The sequence below is a fragment of the Desulfitobacterium hafniense DCB-2 genome, from assembly GCF_000021925.1.
Taxonomy (GTDB): Bacteria; Bacillota; Desulfitobacteriia; order Desulfitobacteriales; family Desulfitobacteriaceae; genus Desulfitobacterium; species Desulfitobacterium hafniense.
The window spans coordinates 1852039-1878405 of record NC_011830.1; the positions used below are offsets into that span (position 1 = coordinate 1852039).

At 48.6% G+C, this 26367-nt stretch carries 24 protein-coding genes; 23 read left to right on the plus strand and 1 reads right to left on the minus strand.

Going from position 1 to position 26367, the window contains the following annotated elements; all coding sequences use genetic code 11:
* Positions 1-9: 9 nt before the first annotated feature.
* The 22 genes from DHAF_RS08610 (at position 10) to DHAF_RS08715 (ending at position 23479) form a co-directional block, all read left to right on the plus strand.
* Complete coding sequence (locus tag DHAF_RS08610) at positions 10-1494, plus strand: aryl-sulfate sulfotransferase (protein WP_015943626.1); 1485 nt, start codon at positions 10-12, stop codon at positions 1492-1494.
* A 339-nt stretch (positions 1495-1833) separates the two neighbouring features.
* Positions 1834-3282, plus strand: a complete 1449-nt coding sequence (locus tag DHAF_RS08615; RefSeq protein WP_015943627.1) for a sigma-54 interaction domain-containing protein — start codon at positions 1834-1836, stop codon at positions 3280-3282.
* A 245-nt stretch (positions 3283-3527) separates the two neighbouring features.
* Complete coding sequence (locus DHAF_RS08620; protein ID WP_015943628.1) at positions 3528-4934, plus strand: trimethylamine methyltransferase family protein; 1407 nt, start codon at positions 3528-3530, stop codon at positions 4932-4934.
* A gap of 63 nt (positions 4935-4997) precedes the next feature.
* Complete coding sequence (locus DHAF_RS08625) at positions 4998-5630, plus strand: cobalamin B12-binding domain-containing protein (protein WP_015943629.1); 633 nt, start codon at positions 4998-5000, stop codon at positions 5628-5630.
* A gap of 30 nt (positions 5631-5660) precedes the next feature.
* Positions 5661-7091, plus strand: coding sequence for a trimethylamine methyltransferase family protein (locus tag DHAF_RS08630; protein ID WP_015943630.1), 1431 nt, complete (start codon positions 5661-5663; stop codon positions 7089-7091).
* Positions 7092-7194: 103 nt separating this feature from the next.
* A complete protein-coding gene (gene caiT / locus DHAF_RS08635; RefSeq protein WP_015943631.1) occupies positions 7195-8721 on the plus strand; it encodes an L-carnitine/gamma-butyrobetaine antiporter in 1527 nt (508 codons plus the stop codon).
* 72 nt (positions 8722-8793) lie between these two features.
* On the plus strand, positions 8794-9426 hold the full coding sequence (locus tag DHAF_RS08640; RefSeq protein WP_015943632.1) for a cobalamin B12-binding domain-containing protein: 633 nt from the start codon (positions 8794-8796) through the stop codon (positions 9424-9426).
* A gap of 142 nt (positions 9427-9568) precedes the next feature.
* Entirely contained in the window at positions 9569-10369 is an 801-nt protein-coding gene (locus DHAF_RS08645) for a methyltetrahydrofolate cobalamin methyltransferase (protein ID WP_015943633.1), read from the plus strand.
* Between the two features lie 34 nt (positions 10370-10403).
* Positions 10404-12380 carry a hydantoinase/oxoprolinase N-terminal domain-containing protein gene (locus DHAF_RS08650; RefSeq protein ID WP_015943634.1) on the plus strand — a complete coding sequence of 659 codons (1977 nt, stop codon included), beginning with the start codon at positions 10404-10406 and terminating at the stop codon, positions 12378-12380.
* Positions 12381-12410: 30 nt separating this feature from the next.
* Entirely contained in the window at positions 12411-13076 is a 666-nt protein-coding gene (locus DHAF_RS08655) for a hypothetical protein (RefSeq protein ID WP_015943635.1), read from the plus strand.
* Positions 13077-13195: 119 nt separating this feature from the next.
* A complete protein-coding gene (locus DHAF_RS08660; RefSeq protein WP_015943636.1) occupies positions 13196-14716 on the plus strand; it encodes a glycine betaine uptake BCCT transporter in 1521 nt (506 codons plus the stop codon).
* A gap of 234 nt (positions 14717-14950) precedes the next feature.
* A complete protein-coding gene (locus DHAF_RS08665) occupies positions 14951-15676 on the plus strand; it encodes a type II toxin-antitoxin system Phd/YefM family antitoxin (RefSeq protein ID WP_015943637.1) in 726 nt (241 codons plus the stop codon).
* A gap of 119 nt (positions 15677-15795) precedes the next feature.
* A complete protein-coding gene (locus DHAF_RS08670; protein ID WP_015943638.1) occupies positions 15796-16113 on the plus strand; it encodes a DUF6951 family protein in 318 nt (105 codons plus the stop codon).
* A 242-nt stretch (positions 16114-16355) separates the two neighbouring features.
* Positions 16356-16847, plus strand: coding sequence for a pyridoxamine 5'-phosphate oxidase family protein (locus DHAF_RS08675; protein WP_015943639.1), 492 nt, complete (start codon positions 16356-16358; stop codon positions 16845-16847).
* An 80-nt stretch (positions 16848-16927) separates the two neighbouring features.
* The gene (locus DHAF_RS08680; RefSeq protein ID WP_015943640.1) at positions 16928-17605 is read left to right on the plus strand and encodes a response regulator transcription factor; all 678 of its coding nucleotides are present in this window, start codon (positions 16928-16930) and stop codon (positions 17603-17605) included.
* Positions 17602-18672, plus strand: a complete 1071-nt coding sequence (locus tag DHAF_RS08685; protein ID WP_015943641.1) for a sensor histidine kinase — start codon at positions 17602-17604, stop codon at positions 18670-18672. The genes DHAF_RS08680 and DHAF_RS08685 overlap by 4 nt, the downstream gene beginning before the upstream one ends.
* A 145-nt stretch (positions 18673-18817) precedes the next feature.
* Positions 18818-19762, plus strand: coding sequence for an ATP-binding cassette domain-containing protein (locus DHAF_RS08690; protein ID WP_015943642.1), 945 nt, complete (start codon positions 18818-18820; stop codon positions 19760-19762).
* The gene (locus DHAF_RS08695; protein WP_005809359.1) at positions 19759-20577 is read left to right on the plus strand and encodes an ABC transporter permease; all 819 of its coding nucleotides are present in this window, start codon (positions 19759-19761) and stop codon (positions 20575-20577) included. The genes DHAF_RS08690 and DHAF_RS08695 overlap by 4 nt, the downstream gene beginning before the upstream one ends.
* Positions 20578-20662: 85 nt before the next feature.
* Positions 20663-21553 carry an intracellular short-chain-length polyhydroxyalkanoate depolymerase gene (gene phaZ / locus DHAF_RS08700; RefSeq protein ID WP_011461260.1) on the plus strand — a complete coding sequence of 297 codons (891 nt, stop codon included), beginning with the start codon at positions 20663-20665 and terminating at the stop codon, positions 21551-21553.
* A 119-nt stretch (positions 21554-21672) separates the two neighbouring features.
* Positions 21673-22623, plus strand: coding sequence for a hypothetical protein (locus DHAF_RS08705; protein WP_005809354.1), 951 nt, complete (start codon positions 21673-21675; stop codon positions 22621-22623).
* 95 nt (positions 22624-22718) lie between these two features.
* Positions 22719-22997, plus strand: a complete 279-nt coding sequence (locus DHAF_RS08710; protein WP_005809352.1) for a YciI family protein — start codon at positions 22719-22721, stop codon at positions 22995-22997.
* Between the two features lie 83 nt (positions 22998-23080).
* Positions 23081-23479, plus strand: a complete 399-nt coding sequence (locus DHAF_RS08715; protein ID WP_242659956.1) for a MarR family winged helix-turn-helix transcriptional regulator — start codon at positions 23081-23083, stop codon at positions 23477-23479.
* 197 nt (positions 23480-23676) lie between these two features.
* Here the strand turns inward: DHAF_RS08715 and DHAF_RS08720 are convergent, their stop codons facing one another.
* Positions 23677-25002: an alkyl/aryl-sulfatase gene (locus DHAF_RS08720; RefSeq protein WP_005809350.1), complete on the minus strand. Its 1326-nt coding sequence runs from the start codon at positions 25000-25002 to the stop codon at positions 23677-23679.
* 223 nt (positions 25003-25225) lie between these two features.
* Here DHAF_RS08720 and DHAF_RS08725 point away from each other — a divergent pair, with 223 nt between their 5' ends.
* Complete coding sequence (locus tag DHAF_RS08725; RefSeq protein WP_005809348.1) at positions 25226-26359, plus strand: SpoIIE family protein phosphatase; 1134 nt, start codon at positions 25226-25228, stop codon at positions 26357-26359.
* The last annotated feature ends 8 nt before the right edge of the window (positions 26360-26367 follow it).

Below are 26367 nucleotides of genomic sequence, written 5' to 3' on the forward strand. Positions count from 1 at the left end.
GTGGTTGAAATGGGTCAGCCTTTTGTGCATCCTACCGGAGTGACCATCTATAATCCTGAAAAATGCTTTAATGGTTATACCATTATGCAGGCCCCCGGTTTAGGCTGCGTTTTAATCGATATGAATGGAAATGTGGTCCGCGTCTTTAAGGATCTGCATGGATTTCCCAATAAATTGCTCCCCGGAGGCTATGTGATGGGCAGCCGTGGCCGTAGGAACGGCAAATTCGGCTATCAGGATCAAATTGACCTGGTTCAAGTGGACTGGGATGGCCAAGTGGTTTGGGAATTTGCTAAAAAGGAATATATTGAAGATGAAGGGGAAAAGCCCCAGTGGATGGCCCGTCAGCATCATGACTATCAAAGAGAGGGAAACCCTGTAGGGTATTATGTTCCGGGAATGGAGTGCAAGACCAACAGTGGCAACACCCTAATCCTTAGTCATCAAAATTGCTATCACAAAAAAATCTCGGATAAGCAGCTTTTGGATGATGTGATCATTGAAGTGGACTGGGATGGGAATATTGTCTGGGAATGGCATGCCGTCGATCATTTTCATGAGTATGGATTCAGTGCGGCAGCGAAATTAGCTCTTTACCGCAATCCCAACATGCATGAGGCCGGGGGCGGCATGGGGGACTGGATGCATATTAATTCCGCCAGTGTCCTGGGTCCCAATAAATGGTATGATAAAGGGGATGAGCGGTTCCATCCGGATAACATCATCTGGGATGCCCGTGAAGCCAATATTATGGCCATCATTTCCAAAGAAACCGGCAAAGTGGTCTGGAAAATGGGGCCGGATTTTGCCCAGGATAAAAAACTGAGGAAGATCGGCCAAATCATCGGGCAACACCATGTTCATATGATCCCCCAAGGTCTCCCCGGTGCCGGCAACATCCTGATCTTTGACAACGGAGGCTGGGCGGGCTATGGCGCCCCCAATAATGTCTCAAAAGATGGAACCAAAGTAGACATGGCCGATCGTTCCCGGGTCCTTGAGCTGAATCCGGTCACCATGGAAGTGGTGTGGCAGCTCAAGGCCAGCGAATTGATGGATTACGGACAGCCCGGAATTTCCGATTACCGCTTTTACAGTCCTTTAACCAGTGCGGCCCAACGCCTCCCCAATGGCAATACCTTGATTACGGAAGGGTGCGGGGGACGTTTCTTTGAGGTGACCCGGATGAAGGAAGTGGTTTGGGAGTTTATCTCGCCCTTTAATGCTAATCCGGCCACGATTTATTACCGCGCTTACCGTTATCCTTACAGCTATGTGCCGCAGCTTCCCGAACCCAAAGAAACTCCTGTGCCCATGCTGGATATCCGGAAATTCCGTGTTCCCGGAGCTGCGTCCTGCGAAGTGCAGCATGTCGTAGGCGTGGAAGGAACCATCGGCTATCCTGCCATGCAGCAAGCTTGCGTAGCTGCCGCAGATCAGGATTTGTCCTTAAAAGATGACGACGATGATGATCTTTTTTCCAGAAGCTTCTGATTCCTGACATGATTCATGTTTAAGATTGAGAGCGGACCAGGCGTATTTTCTAATGAAAATACGCCTCCTTCTGATTTTCAGAGTTGTTCAGCTTCCGAAATTAAACGGTATGAAATGATTATCATTACGGTCAATCTGTCCATCTATATTTCAAAAGTGAAATAGCTGTTGTTGAAAGATCAAACTTTTATTACGCTTTATGCCTTGGCTGGACAGCAAAAATAGAGTCATGGTAAGATGAACAAGATGGGGAGTATCCCATAATTTTCATCAGAAAGAACTATTGACCTACCTCTAAAGTCCCTTCTGGATCATAACGTGACAGAATGAGGTGATGGCATGAAGACCAGGCTCAAGGAGATCATAGCTCAATACCCATTTTTCTTCGATATACTCAATACGATTGATGCCTCAGTCTATTTGTGTGATAATAATGGCCGGTTGCTCTATGTCAACAAAGCTGCCGAGCGGCTGGATGGTTATACCAACGAAGAGCTTTACGGACGTACTGTTACTGAGATTTATGGTTTGGATGAGGAAACAAGCCCGATGCTCAGGGCCTTAACTTCCGAAAAGCCTTTGGAGGATATAAGTTTCCGCTATGATGTTAATGGCCGTGAGATTTATCAAATCTGCAATGCCCGTCCCATTTTTTTAGACGGGAAAAAGTTTGGCGCCTATACCATCCAAAAAGATGTGACCCATCTTATGGAGGTTATCGAGCGGAATATCCGCTTTCAGAAAGAGATGTTTTCACCCATAAGTGATTCTGAAGGGTTTGGCATCGACAGTCTGATCGGCGAGCATCCTCTCTTTAAGGAATGCAAGAAAATGGCCATCAGGGCTGCCAAAAGCGATTCTCCCGTGCTGCTGACCGGAGCAACGGGCAGCGGGAAAGAGCTCTTTGCCCGCTGTATTCATCAGAACAGCGACAGGAGCAAAGGGCCCTTCCTGGCCATTAACTGTGCCGCTATTCCCGAAACCCTTCTGGAAAGCATCCTTTTCGGCACCTCGAAAGGAATCTATACCGGGGCCTTGGAGCGGAAAGGCCTTTTCGAGCAAGCTGAAGGGGGTACCTTGTTTTTGGATGAAATCAATTCCATGCCCCTGGTGTCACAGTCAAAGCTGCTGCGCGTCCTGGAAGAAAAGGAGATCGCTCATCTGGGGAGCAATGAACGCATTAAAGTCGATGTGCGTATTATCAGCAGCAGCAACACTCCCCCTCAGGAGGCGATCAGCAGCAAACAGATCCGGGAGGATATTTTCTACCGCCTGGCTGTGGTCAATATTATGATCCCCAGCTTGGCTGAGCGCAAAAGTGATATTTTCCTGCTGGCCAATCATTTTATTTCCGTGTTTAACGAGCGCTTCCAAAAACATATCCTGGCCCTTGATGATGAAGTATTGGGTTTTTTTCTGAAATTCCCCTGGCCGGGCAATGTCAGGCAGCTGAAGCATTGCATCGAATCGGCCATGAACTTCGTTACCGATGAGGATCTTAGAATCAGTAAGGACCACCTGCCGGTGTATCTGTTTTCAATCGATAATGCAGCGAACCATGGAGCCCAGGGCAGCAGCTTCCCCAAAGAGCCTGTGGATAGAAACAGGGAGAGTAAACCTCCGGAACCGGAAAGCACCGGTGTATTTTCAGCCATTGTTCAGAAAGAAAAAGAGCAGATCATTAAAGCTTTAATGGAGAATCAAGGGAATGTTTCCAAAACGGCCAAGCAGTTGGGGATGCATCGTCAGTCCCTGATCTACAGGATTAAAAAATATAAAATTACATAAAACATTTTACCGGCTATGAGCGGGGGTTAGTTGAAAAAACTAACCCTTTTTTTGATGCACAATCTTTCCATAAATTCAAAACAATGCTAAACAATATTAGACAATAGTTGTTAACTCTAAACGATTTTAGTCAAAAACCTGCGCTCAGGGCCAAAGACAAGGGTATAATTCTGACTTTTTAAAATGGCATGAATTTTGCATAAAATTAGGGTGGGTCATTAAAAAATTAAAGGGAGGTTGCAGCGATGCAAAGGTATCAGATTCTGTCCCAGAATGAAATTGAACAAATCCACGAGACAAGCTTACGGATTCTGGAGGAAGTGGGTGTGATTTTTAGTTATGCTCCGGCTCGGGAAATTTTGGCCAAAGGAGGGGCCAAGGTTGATGGGCAAAAGGTCTATTTCCCCAGAGCTATGGTGGAAAGGGAAAGAAAGAAAGCGCCTTCTTCCTTCACACTTTACGCCAGGAATCCCGAGAAGAATGTTTTGATCAATACTGAGAACACAGCTTATGTGGGTCCTTATGGAGCGCCCTTTGTCATGGATATGGACAATGGCCGGCGTTTAGCTAAGCTGCAGGATTTCATTAATCTCTGCAAGCTTGAACATAAGATGAACAACATCGACATCATGAGCCATATTCCCTGCGAACCTCAGGACGTGGACCCGGAGATGCGCAGTCTGGAGATGGTTTATCAGACCCTGAAACACAGTGACAAGCCCTTGATGGCCACCGTTTTGGGCTATGAGATGACCAAAAAGAACATTGAGATGGCATCCATCGTTTTCGGCGGTTTGGAGGCCATTAAAGACAAGCCCATTGTGGTCGGCATTCCCTGCACCTTAACCCCTCTCAGCTATGATGACAAAATGGCCGGGGCTATTATCGCCTATGCGGAACACCGCCAGCCTCAGTTAGTGAACTCTCTCTGCATCGCCGGGGCCACCACTCCGGTTACAGTAGCCGGCACGGTCGCCCTTCAGAATGCGGAAGTTCTCGCCGGGATCGTTCTCTCCCAGCTGGTCAGTGAAGGAACACCGATCATCTATTCCGCATCCTCTTCCAATGCCGAGATGAGCAACGGCTCCCTGGCCATTGGCACCCCGGAAGATGCGGTATTCTCCCTTGTCAACGGTCAGTTGGCTAAATTCTATAACCTGCCCTGCCGGATCAGCGGCGCTCTTTCCGACAGCAAATGCGCCGATGTCCAGGCGGCTTACGAGTCGATGCTGACCTTGAGCATGGCCCAAATGGCCGGCGGCAATTTCATCCTGCATGGCGCCGGAATCATCGACACCTATAACACGGTTTCCCTGGAAAAGATGATGATCGATGATGAAATCATCGGCATGGTCCGCCGCATTGATCAGGGCGTGGTAGTCAATGAAGACACCCTGGCCTTCGATGTCACCAAGGAGGTCGGTCCCCAGGGCCAATTCCTCACCCATGTCCATACCTTCACCCATTTCCGCAAGGAATTCTACCGCCCGGTCCTCAGCGATCGCAATAATCCCACCCAGTGGGAAGCAGACGGTGCTCTTACGGCAGAAAAGAGAGCCAACATCCGCTGGAAGAAGCTGATCGATGACTATGTAGAACCGGTTCTGGACAAAGACGTTGATGCCGCCTTAAGAAAATATAAAGAGAAATAGGTTGAATTTGAGTCAACCCTACGAATAAGAACGTTCAATAAAAGATACACGGGAGGAATAATCATGAGCGATTTAACGAAGTTAGCGGATACCGTTTTCCGGGGGGATTTTGGCAATGCCGGGCAAATCACCAGGGAGCTTATCGATAGTGGGGTAGAGCCTTTAACCATCATCAATCAGGGGCTGATCGCCGGTATGGATATCGTGGCCCCTAAGTTTAAAGCCGGAGAAATGTTTGTGCCGGAGGTTATGATGGCGGCCAGAGCCATGGCCGTGGGCATGGAGGTGGTTAAGCCCTTGATTCAGGATGCGGATATTCCTTCCAAAGGAACGGTCCTCATCGGCACGGTGGCCGGGGATCTCCACGATATTGGCAAAAACCTGGTGATCATGATTCTGGAAAGCGGTGGCTTTAAGGTTGTGGATTTGGGTGTGGATGTCTCGGTGGAAAAATTCGTGGCAGCGGCCAAGCAATATAATCCTCAGGTCATCGGTATGTCCGCTTTGTTGACGACGACCATGACGGCGATGAAGGATACTATTGATGCCCTGACGGAAGCCGGTCTGCGGCAGAGCTTAAAGGTTATCGTGGGCGGAGCGCCTTTATCCCAGGAATTTGCCAGCCAGATCGGCGCGGATGGTTATGCGGCGGATGCCATGGCCGCCAAGGAACTGTGCGAAAAACTGGCAGGATAAAAAGCTGGCAGGATAAGGGAGGATTTTTCTATGATGGCGCTTGAAACGATGGATAGTGATTTAAAACAAATTCACGAAGCCTCGATGATTATCCTGGAACAAACAGGTATGCGGTTCAACCACCCTAAAGTAGTGGAAATGTTGAAAGAAAAGGGCATCAAAGTTGAGGGGTCAACTGCTTTCTTTACCCGCACACAGCTCATGGAATGGGTGAGCAAGGCGCCCCGTCAATTTAAGATGTATGCCAGAAATTCCAAGTATGACTTTGAAGTTGGCGGCGACCATGTAGAGCTTTTGCCTGGATATGGTTCTCCTTTCGTGTGCAGTGCAGACGGAAAAAAACGGGATGCATTAATGAGTGACTATGTTAAATTCCTTAAGCTTTTTCATCAGTCAGAGCATCATAAGGCCAATGGCGGAGTAGTGGTTCAGCCTAATGACATCGCAAAGTCTCAGATTGTGGCCATGCTTTATGCCGCGATAGTGCACTCGGACAAGGTACTTGTTGCGGGTTCGGGCAGTGCCGAAGATACAGAGAAGCTGATGGATCTGCTCGCCATTGTATTTGGCGGTAAAGAAGCTTTAATGGAGAAACCCAGATGTCTGACCATAGTCAATACAAATTCCCCCCTCCAGCTGGATACCAATATGCTGGATACCATGATGGTGTTCAACAAATATAAACAGCCCATCGTTATCGCCGCTTGTGCAATGGCGGGGACGACGGCACCGGTCACTCTTGCTTCCACCATAGCGATCACCAATGCGGAAGTATTAGCGGGCATTGCCGTGGCCCAAATGATCAATCCGGGGACCCCGGTCATTTACGGTTCCCAATCCACGACTTCCGATATGAAAACAGGAAGTATTGCCTGCGGCTCGCCGGAAGGGGCGTTGTGCTATCAGTATGCCGCCCGTTTAGCCAAGGCCTATGGTCTGCCTTGCCGGGGCGGCGGTGCCATCAGTGATGCCAAGGCCTTGTCGGTTCAGGCCGGGTATGAAAGTATGCTGACATTTTTGGCCACCTATACGGCAAAAACAAATGTCATTATTCATAGTGCCGGGATTATGGACAGCTACAACGCCATGAGTTATGAGAAGTTTATCGTTGACCTGGAAATCATCGGGATGGTCAAACGCTATGTGGCCGGCTTAGCGGTCAATGAAGAAACCCTGGCCCTGGATGTGATACAGGAGGTGGGGGTAGCCGGAGAGTTTTTAAGTTCGGTGCACACGATGCAGCATTGCCGTAAGGAGCCTTTCCTGCCTGATATCAGCTTAAGAGGCTCGGTTGCCGGTGATCCTGGTGAAAGCCTCCTCAATAATGTCCAGAAAAAAGAACATAAAATGCTGGAAAGCTACTGCAAGCCTGAAATGCCGGCAGATATAAAGGATAAGTTAACAGAGTATGTCCTTGGCTGCGGATTTAATGAACAGCTGATCAAGGAACTTCAAGCATAAGGATGGGGCAATGACGTTAAGTGCATGACAAAGCAGGCTGATTATACTTGAAACTGAAAGAAAAGCAGTGAATTTCAGTTTCTCATTTACGAGGAGGGAAGTTATGAACGAGGGACAAGGTTCCATCAAAATAGATAAAAAAATATTCTTTCCCCCGTTAGTGTTAGTTTCATTAATATGTGCCTATATTATTAAATACCCTGAAGCCGGAAGCGCTACAATCAACAAGGTGTTTGCTTTCGTTACCGGGGATTTGGGATGGGCTTACGAGCTGTTCGTCTTTGCCAACCTGGGGATCATTCTCTATTTTATCTTTGGCAAATTCGCCAATAAACGATTGGGAGATGAAAAACCGGAATTTGGTACCCTGACCTGGTTAGGCATGTTATTCAGTGCCGGAACCACGGGAACGATTTTATATTGGAGCAGCATGGAATTTTATTTCTTCCTCACGGCTCCGCCTTTTGGGGCGGAGCCACTCTCCCCGGAAGCCTGGAAGTATTCTTTGGCTTTCAGCTTCTTCGATTGGGGAATAAGCGCTTACGGTTTGTATGTGGCTGTTGGTGTGGTTTTTGGCTACTTTTTCTACGTTCTCAAAAAGGATGTCTTCAGACCAAGTACTGCCTGCGAGGGTCTTTTAGGCGAGCGCGTCCACGGTCCTTTAGGAAAAGTGATCGATATCTTCTACATGATCGGGATCATCGCCGGTGTTGCTACCTCCATTGGTTTAGGTACCCCGATCATCAGTGAAATTTTCACTAAATTATCCGGGCAACCCCGTACTCTCGCAGTGGATGCTGTGATCATCCTAATCTGGACAGTTATTATTGCCATATCCGTTTATGGTGGTCTGGAAAAAGGGATAGCCCGTTTAAGTAATTTCCGGATTTATTTAGGATATGCTATCTTGGCTTTGGTCGCCATTTTAGGCCCAACGGCTTTTATGCTTAACAATACCTTCGACGCCCTTGGCGTTTACTTGAACGATTTTTTGCGGATGAGCTTTTATACTGACGCCCATTTGGGAACGGGATTTCCTCAAAACTGGCCGATTTTCTTCTTTGCCTGGTTTTTAGCTTTTGCCCTCAGCACAGGAATTTACCTGGCCAGGATTTCCAAAGGAAGAACGGTAAGAGAATTTACTTTAGGCGCAACATTCTCAGGTGTCCTCTGCGCTTTCTTGTATTTCGCTGTCCTGGGTAACTACAGCATCGACGCTTTCGTGAACAACAAAGTTGACATTGGCAGAATTGTTGCGGAATCAGGCGGTTTCAGAGCTGCTGTAGAAATCTGGAGTACCCTGCCCTTCAGCAGTGTTTTCCTGGTAGCTATTTTGATACTTGTGTTTATTTCCACGGCTACTTCCATCAATAGCATTGCTTACACCCTGGCCATGGTTTCATCGAACAAATTAGAAAAAGGGCAAGATCCGGCGAAATGGAACCGCTTATCCTGGGCCATCATCATTGGCGGTCTTTCTCTGACCTTAATGTTCCTGGGAGGACTGACACCCCTGCAAACGGCGGCAACGGCTGGTTCTTTGCCGACGATGATCATTATGGCCATCATCTTGATCGGGTTTTTCAAAACTGCGGGGAAATCCTGGGGAGAAGAATCCGACAAACAGTAAGCCGGGTGTAATGGTAAGCTGAGTGTATCTGAAAAGATATAAAATATCATGTGTTTTGAAGGAGGAATAGTCATGAGCGATTTAACTAAGTTAGCGGATACCGTTTTCCGGGGAGATTTTGGCAGCGCCGGTCAAATCACCAAGGAGCTTATCGATAGCGGAGTAGAGCCTCTAACCATCATCAATCAGGGACTGATCGCCGGTATGGATATCGTGGCCCCTAAGTTTAAAGCCGGGGAAATGTTTGTGCCGGAGGTTATGATGGCGGCCAGAGCCATGGCCGTGGGCATGGAGGTGGTTAAGCCTTTGATTCAGGATGCGGATATTCCTTCCAAGGGAACGGTCCTCATCGGCACGGTGGCCGGGGATCTTCACGATATCGGCAAAAATCTGGTGATCATGATTCTGGAAAGCGGCGGCTTTAAGGTTGTGGATTTGGGTGTGGATGTCTCGGTGGAAAAATTCGTGGCAGCGGCCAAGCAATATAATCCTCAGGTCATTGGCATGTCCGCCTTGTTGACGACGACCATGACGGCGATGAAGGATACCATTGATGCCCTGACGGAAGCCGGTTTGCGCAAGAACTTGAAGGTTATTGTGGGCGGAGCGCCTTTATCCCAGGAATTTGCCAGCCAAATCGGTGCGGACGGCTATGCGGCGGATGCCATGGCCGCCAAGGAGCTGTGTGAGAAACTGGCGGTTTAACGCCGGTTTAACTGAGCAGGCAAGGCGAGTTTTAAGTGTTGCAGAGTACCAGCGGGATACGGTTCAGGTAGTCATACCACTACCTGAACCCTTTTGAACTTACTGTCCGGGAAAATAAAATGAAGAGAAAGTGGGTTATGAGATGCTAATTATCGGAGAACTGATCAATACCAGCAGAAAAGCGATTAAAGAAGCAGTAGAAAAGAAGGATGCCGAGTATATCAAACAAGTGGCCAGGGAGCAGTTGGCAGCCGGAGCCAATTATATTGATGTCAACTGCGGAACGATGGTGAATAACGAGGCCGAGGTCATGGAATGGCTGGTTAATACGGTCCAGGAAGCGGTGGAGGCTCCCCTCAGTATTGACAGCCCCGATCCCAAAGCCATTGAAGCGGGTTTAAGGCTTGCTAAATACGGTCAGCCCATGATCAACTCCATTTCCGACGAGAAGGAGCGTTTTGAGGCGGTCCTGCCCTCAGCGGTTAAGTACAAGGCGAAACTTGTGGCCTTATGCATGGATGATACGGGCATGCCGGAAACCGGCGAGGATCGGGTGCGTGTTGCCCAAAGCCTCTATCAGAAACTTACGGCAGCCGGTGTTTCCGACGAGAATATTTACTTTGATCCCCTGGTTAAGCCGATCAGTGCGGTGGAAAAAGCAGGTGTGGAAGTATTGGAGTCCATCAAACTGATTAAGCAGTTATACCCTAAGGTGCATTTTACCTGCGGTCTCAGCAATGTTTCCTATGGGCTGCCCAACCGCAAAGTATTAAACAGGCTGTTCGTGGTCCAGACCATGACCATGGGGATGGATGGTTATATTCTCAATCCCACCGATAAAGGGATGATGGGGGTTGTCTATGCATCCCTGGCTTTATTGGGTCAGGACTCCTATTGTATGAATTACCTGACGGCTCATCGCAAGGGCTTATACGAAGACTGATTTGCAGAGCAGAGGTTGGTTAGGGGGGATTCCTTTGCTATTAGGGATCGATACAGGCGGAACATATACCGATGGTGTGCTTTTAGACTCCAGGCAGCAGGTCATCGCCAAGGCCAAAGCCTTGACCACTCATCAGGATTTGGTCATTGGTATCCGCAATTGCCTGATTAATCTTCAGGAACATGACGGGAAGCAGGTCCATGATTGGCAGCAAATCAGGCTTGTCTCTTTATCGACGACATTAGCGACCAATGCTGTGGTGGAAGGGCGCGGGTGCGAGGCAGGGCTATTATTGATCGGAGGTGAACCTGCCGGCACCCTCCCCACCCAGCATTATGCAGTGCTGCAGGGAGGGCACGATATCTCCGGCAATCCCCAAGCCGATCTGAATCCCGGGGAAATCCGCGCAACCCTCGCTCAATGGCAGGGAAAAGTGGATGCCATAGCCATTTCAGGGTATTTAAGCGTTCGAAACCCTGAACACGAACTGCGGGTACGGGAGCTTGTGGGTGAAGTATTAGGTGTCCCGGTGGTGTGTGCCCATGAGCTTACGTCGTCTTTGGGTTTCCAGGAGCGTACCGTTACGGCGGTCTTAAATGCCAAACTGATTCCCGTCATCCAAGCATTGATGGTGTCGGTAAAAACAGTATTAAGGGAATTTAAGATTCAGGCCAGGTTGATGATCGTTAAAGGGGATGGCACCCTAATGACAGAGGAAGGGGCCATGGCGAAGCCCATTGAGACCCTTCTTTCCGGTCCCGCTTCCAGCATTGTCGGGGCGACGGCTTTAACAGGGGCTGAGCGGGCAATCATTCTGGACATGGGGGGAACAACCACAGATATCGCCGTGTTAAAAGACGGTGTTCCCAAGGTGAACCCGGCCGGGGCGACTGTGGGGGGATGGCTGACCCGGGTCCGGGCCGCTGCTATCTTTACTTACGGACTGGGCGGCGACAGCTATATTAAGATCGATAACAAAGGTCAGGTATTGGTTGGCCCCCAGCGGGTCTGGCCCTTGGCCATGGCTGCGGGGCAGTACCCTTACCTTGTTGAAGAGCTGCAGGAGCAGCTGGAGGCGGTGTGGACGGTGCCTTTTGCCCAGCCTGCGGACAGTTATATTTTTCTCAAAGACAAAACTCCCCTGACCTTGAATGAGGTGGAATCGGCAGCCCTGGAAAACCTGAAATCCGGACCCCATACTCATTTAACCCTGGCCAAACAGCTGGGTATAGAGCCGCATTTTTTAAATCTGCAACGTCTCGTGGAATTTGGGCTGCTGGTTAAAGCATCGGTTACCCCCACGGATCTTCTGCATGTCCGGGGGTCCTATACTCCGGGGAATGTCAGCGCTGCCCGACTGGGGATAAAGATGATGGCCCACAGACTGGGTGTGTCTGCTGAGGAGTTCATCGACCTGGCACTGCATCAGGTGACCGAAAAGCTGAGCCTGGCTTTGTTGGCGAGTATGTTGAATTATACAAAAGGGTCCGGTCACAGCAAGGGGAGCCTTCAAGCGGAAATTTTTTTGGATGAGCTGTTTGCGCCTTGTCCGGAAAGACCTTTAAATCTGTCAGTGCAGGTGAACTTCCCGGTGATCGCCATCGGGGCGCCGGTCAAGGATTATTTGCCTAAGGTTGCTGAGAAGTTACAGTGCCGCCTGATTATTCCCGAACATTCTGAAGTGGCGAATGCCGTAGGAGCTGCTTCAGGCTGGCAAATAGAGACCCTGGAGGCCCTGATTCGGCACACCGCCCAAGGCGATTTTATCCTGCATAGTCCTTGGGAACGCAGAACTTTTGCCGATTTGACGGAAGCCAAAGACTATGCCCGCCGGCAATTCGAAGAAGCGGCGGCGTGTTCGGCAGAGAAGGCGGGTGTTGTTGATTACGAAGTGATGGTGAATTTTGCCGATGAGCATCTGGCCGGTACAAGTTATGCCAAAGGTTTGTACCTTTATACGAAAGTTCAGGCAGCGATTATAGGCCGTCCCCATTGGTTGGATGCCGATTAGCTTGCCGGTCAGGTCAAGGAGGTGCTGAAGATGGAACCGGTTGTTCTGGACTCTGTTTCTTTCAATGTCAGTCTGCCCGATCTGTTGAAAGAGCTGCATGTCAGACCATCCTATGTGGATAAGTTTGAAGCCTTGGTTGAAGAGGCCACGGCCATCGCCCGTCCTAAGGCGGTGTATAAAAAAGCTGTCCTGGAAGCAAGTGGGGACAGCTCTGTGGTGATTGAGGGAGTTGAGCTAAACAGCCGGGTGCTCAGGGTTAATTTGCGTGAGGTGAGTGACTTTTTCCCGGCTGTTGTGACCTGTGGCGAGGAGCTTGCGGCATGGGCGAATTCCATTGATGACATGGTGTTAAACTTCTGGGCCAATGCCTTGAGTGAAAAAGCCATGCGTTCCGCCAAGGCCGCTCTGGAGGTTCATTTGCAGGAGAATTATAAAACAGAGTCCCTGGCCCAGATGAATCCGGGTTCGGTTGTGGATTGGAGTATTTTGGAACAAAGGAAACTGTTGGCCATAATCGGGGATGTCAAAGAACTGATAGGGGTCGAGCTGACAAGCAGTTCCTTGCTGCTGCCCTTGAAATCTATTTCCGGGATTTGGTTTCCCAACGAGAACTATGAGAATTGTATGTTATGTCCTAAACAATGTCCTAACAGAAAAGCTGTATATGATCCGGATATGTACGAGCGAATAATTTGATGAAGCTTTTGATCAAAAACATAAATACGCTGTTGTCAAGAACTTGAATGACAGGTTGATGCTATTGCCCGGATGAATCCGGGCTCTGTTGTAGAGTGGAGTATTCTATGGAGGGTTTTATGAAAAGTGCAAGCAAAGTAGATAAAACGATAGTATGGAGTTCACTGATCGTTTCGTCAGCCTTTATCATCGCTACACTGGTGACGCCATCGGGTGTTTCCCAAATCCTCAATGCTATTTTTTCTTTTTTCACTAAGAATCTGGGTTGGGCCTATATGTTATCGGCGGCTGCCTTTGTTGCCTTTGGTATTGGTCTGGCCGTAAGCAAATACGGCCATATCAAGCTCGGTAAGGATGATGAAGAGCCGGAGTACAGCCGGGGCAGCTGGTTTGCCATGCTGTTTGCTACAGGCATGGGCGTCGGTCTGGTGTTCTGGGGCGCTGCCGAGCCGATTATGCATTTTGACACCTCTCCTTTCGCAGCCAACAGAACGCCGGAAGCAGCCAGCATTGCCATGCGTACGGTGTTTTTCCACTGGGGACTGCATCCCTGGGCTTTGTATGGAGTGGTGGCAATGTCCCTGGCTTATTTTCAATTCCGCAAAGGCCTGCCCGGCCTAATCAGCTCCACATTTTACCCGTTAATCGGAGAGAAGGGCATCAGAGGCCCGATCGGCAAAATCATTGATGTCATTGCCGTTGTCGTAACGCTATTCGGAGTCGCCACATCCCTCGGACTGGGCACCCAACAGCTTACCACCGGAATGAATTACGTCTATGGTCTGCCGAACACCACCTCTATGGCCCTGGTAATAATCGCGATCATCACCATTTTGTTTACCATCGCGGCTGCCAGCGGAATTGATAAAGGCATTAAATTCGTCAGCAATACCAATATGGTTCTTGCCTTCCTGCTGATGCTTTTCCTCCTGATCGTCGGACCGACAAAATATATCCTGAATACTTTTTTTGAATCGATGGGTAATTATCTGCAAAATTTTGTGTCCCTGAGCTTTTTTCTGGATACCCAGGGAGCAGTGGCCGAACGTACAGGTTATGATTGGATTGGCTCCTGGTCGGTTTTTTACTGGGCCTGGTGGATCACCTGGGCACCCTTTGTGGGAAGCTTTATTGCCCGGATTTCCAGAGGGAGAACCATTCGTGAATTTGTACTGGGTATCCTTGTTGCGCCCCCCTTGTTAAGTGCCATATGGTTCAGCATCGTCGGGGGCAGCGCTCTTCACATCGAGTTGTTTGGCAGTGGAGGAATCAGCGCCGCCGTTGCCGAAGATGTCTCCAGCGGTATTTTTGCCATGCTCAGTCATTTCCCTTTAAGCGGTCCCGTGGCTTTGCTGACAATGATCTTATTGGCGATATTCTTCATCACTTCGGCTGAGTCCGCGACCTTCGTTGTCGGCATGTTTACTTCCGGCGGCGATCTTAATCCGGATGCCAGGCTGAAAATCGTCTGGGGTGTTGTGGAGGGAGCTATAGCTGCCATGCTCCTCGTAGCCGGCGGGCTTTCCGCAGTTCAGACAGTTGCCTTTATCTTTAGTTTTCCGTTCATGCTTATTATGATCCTGATGGTAGTGAGCATGGTTAAGGCCTTGGGCGAGGGTGAGAAGAAGCCGCTGCAGTGATGCAGTCCCTCGCCCAAAAGTACACCACCCCGGAATATACCGGATTGCTCTTCGGGAAGTGCATTCCCATTCCCAATGTAAAATTGCCAGGGGCGGAGGTGGAAAAATAAGAAGCAGGAGATAAGTGAAATCCAGCTGACGAATTTTGATTAGCTAATTGTAAAAAGATGAACTTGACATATTAGCTAAATTTATGAATAATTGTAGTTGAATAGCTAATATGGAGGGCTGATGATGAGAGTTCCTTCGACGGAGGTCCAGAATAGTTTTGGCAAGTATTTAAAGTTTGTGGAGGTCAATGAAGAGATCATTGTGACCAAAAACGGCAAGGATATCGCCAGAATCCTGTCCTGTGACGACCCCCGGAAAAGTCTGGTGGCGGAAGGGGCCGCTGAATATCAAACCCGTGAGGGAAGGGTGACTTACGAAGAATTTCTGGAACTGGTGGAGGCTTCCGAGCAGCGGTTCGAGCTGATCGACGGCGTCATCTATAATCTGGCGTCTCCTTCTTACGAGCACCAATATGCTGTTCACGAACTATTTGGCACCTTTTATAACTGGTTCAAGAATAAAAAATGCATTCCTCTCACTTCACCCTTTGACATTACCCTGTTCAAGGCCGAAGACAATATTTGTGTTGTCCAGCCGGATATCATCGTGATCTGCGACAGGGATAATATGGACCCAAAAGGCAAGTATCAAGGGGTGCCAACCCTGGTGGTTGAAGTTCTTTCACCTTCCACCAGAAGTAAGGATATCCTGAAAAAGCTGGAACTTTACAAGCAATGCGGAATTAAGGAATACTGGATGGTCGATCCGAAAAACAATCTGGTAACCATTTATAGCCTTGACCAAAATGAGATAACCGACAGCGCGGCCTTTCATAAAGGGGCTCATGACTATGTGGAGTCGGGATATTTTAAGGGCCTGAAGGTAGCGCTGGCAGACATGTTTTTATAAGAGATGGGATTAGAGCCCAAAAACACTGTCAAACGTGATCTGAAAAAGCGGAAGTTCCCCTTTTGGGCAATGGCTGGAAGGGGATATAATGGGGAAATAGAGAAAGGAGTTGGAAGTATATGGTGGAAGTGAAAGTGAACCCGGGTGTCTGTGGTCTGAAATCGCTCATCAAGGTGAGTTCCGAAGATAAGCAAAAGGCCCTGATTGAATTTCAGACAGCCTGCCCTAATCTTAAGCCTTTGGAACAGGAACTGAAAGAAGTGGATGGATTTAAAGAATGTTTTGCCAAGCTGGGGGAATCCCAGGTCTATGAACTGGGCAAGAAATACTGCAAGCATCCTGCCTGTCCCGTACCATCCGCTGTCATAAAAGGGATTGAGGTCGCCTGCGGGTTGGCGTTACCCAGAGATGTTGAGATCAAAATAGAAAAACTTTAGTGGAATTGATTAATAAAGGTGCTGTAAAAGCCTATTCATTTCGGGTGAATGGGCTTTTCTGGCTTCTGGATTTAAATCCTTTACAAGCAATGGGGTATTATGGAATACTAGATGGTAAATCAGCAAAACGAGCCGGTGGGCAGATGGTCCATGACTGTATATAAGGCAGGCGGCTTACGGCTCGCGGACTTGTGCGTACCGGTACCGGTCAGGAATTCAGGAATAGAAGGAAGGAAATACCAATGTTCAGAGAGATGAGAAGAAGCAAACAATTATTATCAAGGGAAGATACCGTGGCCGTCATGGACAGGTGCACCAATGGTGTCCTGGCTTGCCTGGGTGATGATGATTACCCTTATGCCGTCCCCTTCAACTATGTCTATTGCAATGATAAAATCTATTTTCATTCGGCAAAAGCCGGCCATAAATTCGAGGCCATGATGAAGAACCCTAAGGTATCTTTTGCCGTAATCGATGAAGACACCATAGTAAGTGCAGAATATACGTCCTATTTCCGCAGCGTGATCGCTTTCGGCAAAGCAAGAATTGTCGAAGGGGATGAACGGCTGGAGGCTTTTCAGGCTTTGGTGGAAAAGTATTCAGGGGACCAGTCTGAAGAAGCCAAACAGCAGGAGATAAGCAAATGCACCCAGGCTTACATTATGGCTATTGACGTCGAACACATCACCGGCAAGGAAGCTAAAGAATACGTCAAAGCTAAACAGTCCCGCTGATTACTTCAATTCGTTTAACTTCCGTTTACATTGGTGTAGTACCCTGCATACAAAGTGACGCAGTGGCGAGGTGAAGTTTTATGAGCAAAATTATGATTGTGGACGATGACCCGACGATCCGGGAACTGGTCTGCACCCTTCTCAAAAACGACGGGTTTGCAACGTGTGAAGCCAGGGACGGGCGCGAGGCGCTGGAAAAAATAAGCGAAGCGAACCCCAGCCTGGCGGTGATTGATCTGATGATGCCGAATATGGACGGTTATGAGCTTTGCCGCCAACTGCGGCAGGGTTACAAAGATCTGCCCGTCCTGATGCTGACGGCGAAACATGAAAAGCCCGCCAAAGTGAAAGGGTTTGAAGCCGGGACGGACGATTATCTGACGAAACCCTTTGATGGGGACGAACTGCTCCTGCGGGTCAAAGCGCTGATGCGGCGCTACAGAATTGAAGCCTCCCAAACCATTCAAATCGGTTATGTCACCCTTGACAAAAACAGCTATTCCGTCATCCTCAACGGGGTGGGTGAGGATATTCCTATGAAGGAATTTGAGCTGCTGTTCAAACTGGGAGGCTTTCCCGGACGGACCTTTACCCGGGACCAGCTCCTTGAAGGTGTGTGGGGCTACGATTTTGACGGCAATGAACGAACGCTGGATGTCCACATTGGCCGTTTGCGCGAACGGTTCCCCGCCGAAAAATCCGGCTTCAAGATTACCACCGTGCGGGGGTTGGGCTATCGGCTGGAGGTGCAGGTATGAGGAATGAACGTCCCAGACCGGGGCCTCCTTCTGTGATCCGGGGAATTTTGATGCTGATCCTGATCTATGGCAGCGCTCTGGCGGGAGGATATGGGATCACGGCCCAGATTTATCGTGTCACAGGGCCGCCGTCGGAGCTGCTGCGGCAAGTGTTTTCCGGTCTCACGGCGTTGGCCCTTATTGCCATGGTGATGGGGCTGACAGCCTCGTGGCGCATGGGGAGGGGACAAAGGCCCCATGAAAACATCCATGATATCCTGACCGATGCTCTGGCCCAGATCGCCCGGGGAAATTTTGATGTATTTCTGGACGCCAAAGCAACCAATATGCATCATGACCTGGCCGAAGCCATCAATGACATGGCCCGGGGACTTGGCAATCTGGAAACCATGCGGCAGGATTTTATCTCCAACGTCTCCCATGAGATCCAATCGCCCCTCACCTCCATCAGTGGGTTTGCGGGGCTGCTGAAAAAAGAGGATTTGTCCGCCGAACAGCGCCGGCGCTATGCGGAAATTATTGAAGGGGAGAGCAAGCGGTTATCCAGCCTGAGTGAAAACCTGCTGAAGCTGACCACCTTGGATAACAGCAAACTGCCTTTGAACAGGCAGGATTTCCGCCTGGATAAACAATTGGAACATGTCGCCCTGCTGTTAGAACCCCAATGGTCGGCAAAGAACCTGACCCTGGAGGCGGAGCTGCCTCTATGCATTCTCTGCGGTGATGAAGATTTGCTGTCCCAGGTATGGACCAACCTCCTGCACAACGCTATTAAGTTTACGCCGGAAGGCGGGCAGATCAGCATAGGGTTGAAACAGGAAGGCGATGCAGCCCAGGTGACCATTGGGGATACCGGCATCGGGATTGGGCCGGAGGACCGGATTCATATCTTTGAGCGGTTTTACAAGGCCGACAAAGCCCGCGCCCGTTCGGCAGGCGGCAACGGGCTGGGGCTTTCCCTGGTCAAGAAGATTGTGGACCTGCATGGGGGAAGCATTAGGGTCGAGAGCACCATCGGCGAAGGAACAACCTTTGAAGTTTTTCTGCCCGGTTTACATTGCGTTTAAACTCCATTTAACCTCCGTTAATTTTGAACCTTTACCATAAGGGTATCAAAGAAAACGGAGGTTTTGCTATGTCAGTGATTATGCTCTTAGTTTATGGAATGAACAAACTAATACGTTTTATTTTGGGCAAAAAGGAGGGGTCGGCATGGGCGTAATCGAGGTGAAGAATCTGGTTAAGCAGTACAAAAACGCCAAAACCCCGTCTGTGGATGGAGTCAGCTTTACGGTGAACAAGGGGGAGTTCTTTGCCTTTCTCGGCCCCAATGGTGCAGGCAAAACCACCACGATCTCTATTCTCACCACCACCCTTGCCAAGACTTCCGGAGAAGTGAACATTGCCGGGTTTGATGTAGAAAAAGAAGCGCGGCAGGTGCGGGAAAAAATAGGCATCATCTTTCAGAAGCCCAGCCTGGACGTCCAGCTTACCGCGGAACAGAATATCCGCTTCCACGCCGCACTCTATGGCATGTGCACCTATCAACCCAGCTTTAAACTCATGCCGGCCGCCTATCGCAAGCGGGTGTTGGATTTAGCTGAAATTGTGGGCATTGAGGATGCCTTGTTCAAGCCGGTTAAAAACCTTTCGGGCGGAATGCAGCGCAAGCTGGAAATCATCCGCAGCCTGATGCACACGCCGGAGGTGCTGTTCCTTGACGAACCGACCCAGGGACTGGATGCGGTAAGCCGCAGGGGGCTGTGGGATTACATCGATAGGGTGCGCCAGGAATACGGCACCACGGTGTTCCTCACCACCCACTATATTGACGAAGCGGAAAAGGTGGATAAAGTCTGTATTATCAACCACGGCAAAATCGCGGCTTGCCAGTCCCCGACGGAACTGAAGCAAAGCCTGCTCCGCCAGGAGCTGATTGTGGACGCTGCCGACAGGAACGCTTTAACCGCTGAACTGTCCGGGTTAAATCTGTCCTATAAACTCAACGGACAGATTAGTGTCCCCCTCCAGGGGCAAAGGGCTCAGGAACTGATCGCCAGGCTGCAAACACCGCTGACGGTACTCAGAATCCATGAGCCGTCCTTAGAGGATGCCTATATCGAATTCTTAAACAAATCAGGAGGTGAAGCACAATGAGCGGGCAGGTTTTAACCCGGAAAAAGTCCCGGATCTATCGGGAGGCAAGTACAGTTCTGGCGATTTTCGCAAGGGAGGTTACCGTGGCCTTGAAATCCCCCGGCACTTTGATCATGAGCCTGGCTATGCCCATGATCATGATGGGCATGATCGGCGGCAATCTGATGCAGAACATGGCGGGGGGCCTCGGCTTTCAGTTCGGCACCTTCATGCTGGTGGGGATGCTGGTGAACATGTTGTTTATGACCACCACCATGGGAGTGGCTTCCTTAGTGGACGACCATGACTCTAATTTCAGTGAAGAGATGCTGATTGCTCCGGTATCCCGCTATGGGATCGTGATCGGCAAGATTTTTGGCTCCATGTTCGGCGCTGTCCTCAGTATGGTGGGAACGCTGATTGTCGGGCTCGTTATGGGCATCACCCTGCCCTTCACCCAGTTGCTGTTGATTTTGGCCCTGTCTCCTTTGATCTGTCTTTCGGCCGGGGCCCTGGCCATGATTCTGATTGGGCTTATTCAAAACAGAAAGACGGCGAACCTGGCTGTTATGCTGATCACCATGCCGCAAATGTTTTTATCGGGCGCAATTATTCCCATTAATCATTCCAGCGGGGTTTTACTGGTTTTGAGCCGGATGATGCCCATGACCTATTGCCTGGACCTGGTGCGGGCGGTGGTGTATAGGGGTACACCGGAATACAGCAGTGTGGTGATGTTTAATCCGGTGGTCAATTTTGCCGCCATTGTCGGGCTGACAGTGCTTTGCCTGATCATCGGCACCTTCTTTTTCGCCAGGAGTGAGAAGAACCGATAGCATAGGGGCCATTATCGCTATTAAGGCCGGGAAAGTATATAATAAGTATAGGGAACCAAGCACCATATCTAAGGAGATTTATGAAATGGCTGCTCATTTAACGGTAAAACAATTGAAGTTGGAAAATGGTGAAACATTGGCTTATCGGGAAGCCGGCAATGGCAATAATATTTTGCTTCTGGTACATGGCAATATGAGCTCGGGAGTTCATTTTCTGCCCATAGCTGAAAGACTGCCGCCGGGCTTCAAAGCCTATATCATCGATTTGCGAGGGTTTGGCGACAGCACCTATAATAATAGAATCGATACGATCAAAGAGCTTTCTGATGATCTGTCTGCCTTTGTCAATAAATTGGCAGTGGAGAATTTTACAATAATAGGCTGGTCTGCGGGAGGAAGCGTGTGCTTGCAGTTTAGTGCCGATTATCCGGATAGAGTAAAGAAAATCGTACTGATAGACTCTGTAGGCCATAGCGGCTGCCCTCTGTTTAAAAAAGATGAGCAGGGGAAAGTGCTGATGGGGCAGGTCTATAAAGATAGGGCGGAAATGGCTGAAGACCCGGAAGTCGCTCCCTGCCTTCAGGCGATTGAAAATAAGAATTTTCAGACGATGAGCATTTTATGGGACAGAGCTATTTATTCTCACCGCAAACCCTTGCCGGAAGACAATAAACTGTATATCAATGCAACCTTAAAGCAGCGGAATTTAGTAGATATCTACTGGGCCTTGGCCTTATTTAATATTTCTGATAAACACAATGGGTACACGGAGGGCACTAACCTGATCAATAAAATAAAGGCCCCGGTGCTGAGCCTTTGGGGTGAGAAGGATAGTATCATATCGGAAGCTGCTGCCAAAGGAACTGTTGAGGCTTTGGGAGAAAAAGGGGAGCTGATCGTTTTAAAAGACAGCGGTCACTCTCCATTAATTGATTGCCCCGATGTGCTGATGAAGAAGATAGCTGATTTTCGGTAACGCACGAGCGGATGCTCTCCACCAGCCGATGGGGAAGAGTTCAAATGATGCAGCGCTGCAACATTTGAACTCTGCTCAGAGGCTCTTTTGGGAAAGAGCCGACAGAGGATCGGGAACAATTGCCGGATCTGTCCGGCAAGGGAAATAGCCAGGCAGGGAATAGCCAGGTCCCGGCCCCATGGATTATGGTGCTCGAAAGGAAAGTGAATCCATTGCTCTTACAAAGGCTGATACCAATTATGACAGCGGTGCCTTCTATAGCCATAGGAGTGCTGGCCATGTATCTAAATCATGTTCCAGCTCTGGTTTGGGGCCAAAATATTGTCTGTTTTCTGGCAATGTGCTTGATTTACTGGATAGTGGTTACATACAAGTTTGATTTCTTCAGTGGCAGTAAACATAAAACCATCCTCTTGTCCCTCGCCATGTGCCTTATATTGTTGACTTTTCTAAACCCCGGCATGGAAGGCGTACACCGGTGGATATCGATTGGAATCATAAGGCTTAACATCGCCATGATTGTATTGCCAATAATTATGATTAGGATAGGACAGCTAGTGCAGACGAAAGAACTTGGGTTGGGCAGCATTGCGGCAATAGGGACAGTATTTATGTTGCTTCTTCAGCCGGATGCTTCCCAATTGGCTGGGTTTGCGATCCCAATGATGATTTTGATCGGCAGCCAGACGAAAAGTAAACGATTACGTTTATTTATACTAAGCGTTTTTTCAGTATGTACTATTTTATCCTGGGTGTATTTGGACAATCTGCCTCCAGTAAATCATGTGGAGGGAATAGTAAGTATGGTAGCGGATATAGGGTTCTTGTGGTTAATTATGGCAATGGTTTCCCTGGCAATCTTACCGATACCTTTTCTATTATTTCCTCCTGAAAATGCCGGGTTAATTTCAAGATGCATCGGCGTTTATTATCTCATCATTCTCGTTGCCACAGTGCCTGGCAACTTTCCCGTCCCCTTGATGGGATATGGTCTGTCACCGATCATCGGCTATTTTATATCCCTAATTTGGTATATGCGCTCCCGGTATGCCAATCAAGTATACCGGTGAAAATGGGCTGCACATTCACGTGGGAGATACTTATCGAGTAGAAGAGGAAAGCTGGAAGCAATTTTGTAAGGTGTGAACAAGGGAGATGGACGATAATGTATGTATATTTAATGAAGAACATAAAGCCTCTTCATGAGGAAATCATCAAGGACCACGTGGAATATTTAAAAGAATTGAAGAGTCAGGGCAGACTTGTACTTTGCGGGCCTTTTACAGATTATCCTGGGGGAATGGTCGTTCTCCTGGCTGAGGATTTAGCTGAAGCTACCAGTATAGCTCAAGCGGATCCTTTTATTGCCTCAGGATGCAAATCCTTTGAGATGAGAACCTTGGCAGAAGCCAATGAGGGGAATAATTATCTGCTGGGAGAATAGCCAAGGAACGGCTTGCATTTGCTTTGATATCAAATTATAATTTGTTTATGAAGCAGATAGAGACAGATAATACAATTAATCTAATGAGCAGAATCAATGAGCGGGCCAATCGTTTTATCCTCGCAGAGCTTGAAAAGCGGGAGATTACGGATATAGCTCCTTCCCACGGGGCTGTGTTGGCCGCTTTATTCCGGGACTCCGAATTAACCATGAGCGAAATTGCCCAACGAGTCAACCGGGATCGTTCCACAGTCACCAATTCGGTGAATAAGTTGATCGATTCAGGTTATCTGGCCACCATGAAGAATGCTCAGGATAGCCGGTCAACCCTGGTTTTTCTTACTCCAAAAGGAAGAGAGCTGGAACCGGCCTTTTTTCAGATCTCCCAAAGCCTGGCTATGCTGGAGTACCAGGGGATCAGTGCTGAAGAAAGGGAAATCTTCCGAAAGGTCCTGGAGCGCATCTATATGAACTTTTCCTGATCAATAGGGCATCGGGATCAATATAACATCGGGATAAAGAAGGTATCGAAATAATGCCCATCAAAAAAAGCAACCAAGACTGAGGGCTGTCCGTTTGACAGGGGCAGATCAAAACTTGGTTGCTTTTAAATTTACTTTTGCTTTTTGCTTTTGAATTTTGGTTATCACTTATGCTGGTTATCACTTATGGGGAACTCTTATCCCTCGTTCCTCTTAGCCATGTCCATGGCTGCGCCGGCCAGTTTAGCCGGACCGCTCTGGCCCAGAAGCTCTTTGGCACATGCCAGATAATAATGCCGGGCATTGGCACTGACCTGCATCCGACCTAAATGGAGGAGGCCTTCCGCTTTAAGGGCTTTGCTTTCTGCCACCTTTTCTCCGGCATCCAGGAGGATATCACACAGTTCAACGCCCCATTGCTCATCCTCATGTTCAATAGCCTGTTTGGCTGTGGCATAGACTTTTTCAGCCCCGCCCATGATGGCCAGGGTTTTTTCCGCTTTAATTCTGACCGGCAAAGATCCCAGTTTGGTAGGATTTCCGTCAAACCAGCCCAGATAGCCTGTGTAAATGGAGCGGACAGTCCACGCCACGGTGCCGTAATACTCCTGGAGATTGGGCAGGACCGCCCACTTTTCAGGCAATTTGACTGTGTCAACCAGCTGAGCGATGGTCATTCCTTTGTTCATGCCTTTTAAGGTTTCTTCCAATATGTACTGAATGGCATCACGGTAATTGGTCAGATTCTCCCGGACAGCTTCCTTGCCGCTGATCACCCTGGTATGGCCTGGTAAGAGATGCTCGGCATCATAGGCAAGCATGGCGTCAAGTGAGCTTACCCATTGACTGATATCCCGGTATTGCCCGCCGCGAATGGCGTAAAGATTAGGCCAGGAATGGTAATAATTATCTCCGCTGCACAGCACCTTAAACTGGGGCAGCCAAACGAACAACTGGTCATCGGTTTCTCCGGGGGCCCCAACCAGGTGTACTTCAATGCCGTCGAGGTTCAGTGTCAAGCGATCTTCGGAAAACCACCGTGTCGGCTTAAGGATGGCTTTGGTGCTGTTGAGCTCATTCATAGGGCCTATGCCCATAGAAATGATCTCCCCCGGTGTCAGGCCCACTCCAAATTGTCTTGCTCCCCGGATAGCTGCGATATCTTTGAGCAGCTCAGAGCGTGTGTATTGGGGATAGAGCGGAGTTCTGGCGATGATCTCACACCCCCCGGCAGCGAAAACCCCGGCGCCGGCGGTATGGTCAAAGTGGTGGTAATGGGTGAAAATAATGGTTTTAATCGGTTTAGCTGTGAATTGGCGAAGTTCCGCTAAGGCCTCTTCAGCAGCTTCACGCCCATTCAGGGTATCGATCAGGACACAACTTTCCTGGCCTTCGATCAAGGTTGCGGTACTGCCGCCATAGCCCAACATAAAATAAACCCGGTCCGTAATTTTGGTGATGCCTTTAGGAAAACCTGTTTTCGCTTCTGCAATTAATTTCAGTTCACCCAGATAACGATTCATTGAAATTCCCCCATTTACTTTGATATCAAACTATCTTTATCTCTATATTACTTGGATATCAAAGTAATTACAAGAAAAAATAAATAGAACTTCGTTTGTCGAAAAATGCAAATTTAAGACGATTTTTTAAAGCATTTTTTGGATAAGATGTTATAATTGGATCAAAGAGGATTTTCGAGATGGAAGGAAGAACCCGTTATAAAGGGTTGGGAGGTACATATCGGTGGAGAGCAACTTTGAGCTGGTAAAAATAACGAAAACCATAACCGATATGCTGGATGACCATATCCTGGTTTGCAATACTGAAGGGAAGATTGTGTTTGCCAATCGGATCATGCAGGCCCGCTTAGGCTATCAAGAAGCAGAGTTAGAACATAAGAGTTTTTGGGATATCGTTGAAGACAGGCATGGTGATAAGGCCAAAGCCTTTATAGCCAGTGCGGCGGAGCCATCCGGCTGGGAGAGGTTTTTGTTGAAAGGCCAGCAAGGGATTGTGAGCCTTCACCTCAAATTTCTGCTGAAGGAAGAGTATATCTATATTTATGGCAATGAAAAATATATTGAGTATGAGAGAATACGAAAAAAGCTGGATGTTGAAATAGCGAATGCGGTTAAGATTCATAAACGCACCCTGCCGGAGCGCCTTCCTGATACGGAGCAGATCTCTTTTGCTTCCTTATATATTCCGGCTGAAGAATTGGGCGGAGATATCTTCGATGCTTTTAGAGTCGATCACGGGCTGCTCAATGATTATTTTGAACAATATGTATGTTACATAGCCGATGTTTCCGGACATGGCCTGGACAGCGCGATGCTGGCCATTTTTGTCAAAGACACGATCAATAGTTTTTTCCGACTGAAGCATATCCCGGGACAGATGCTGTCTCCCCAGGAAATCGTGGATTTTTTTGTTGAGCACTATCTAAAAGAGGGGTATCCCGAAGAATACCTGGTTTGCCTGTTCATGGTTGTTTTTGATTTAAAGACCAAAGAATTGACTTATTGCAATGCGGGGTTTCACATTTGCCCTCTATTAATCAAGGATGAAGAGCATATCATAGAGCTGAATAATGGGGGACTGCCTGTTTCCACAGGTATACACCCTGACCTGTTAAAGTATGGGGATTCCTGCCACCATTTATCGCCAAACATGACGTTGTTTATTATGTCCGATGGATTGCCTGAGCAGCAGTCTGAGAATGGGCTCTATCAGGAGCGCTTAAAAAAGCTGATCACAGAAATTTATTGCTTGAAGCCCACTCAGATAGTGGAAGAAATTCATAAAGATTTTACCAGTTTTTTAAGCTATGAAAAAATCAGGGATGATATCACATTGGTTGCAGTAAAACTGAGCTAAGCATTGGC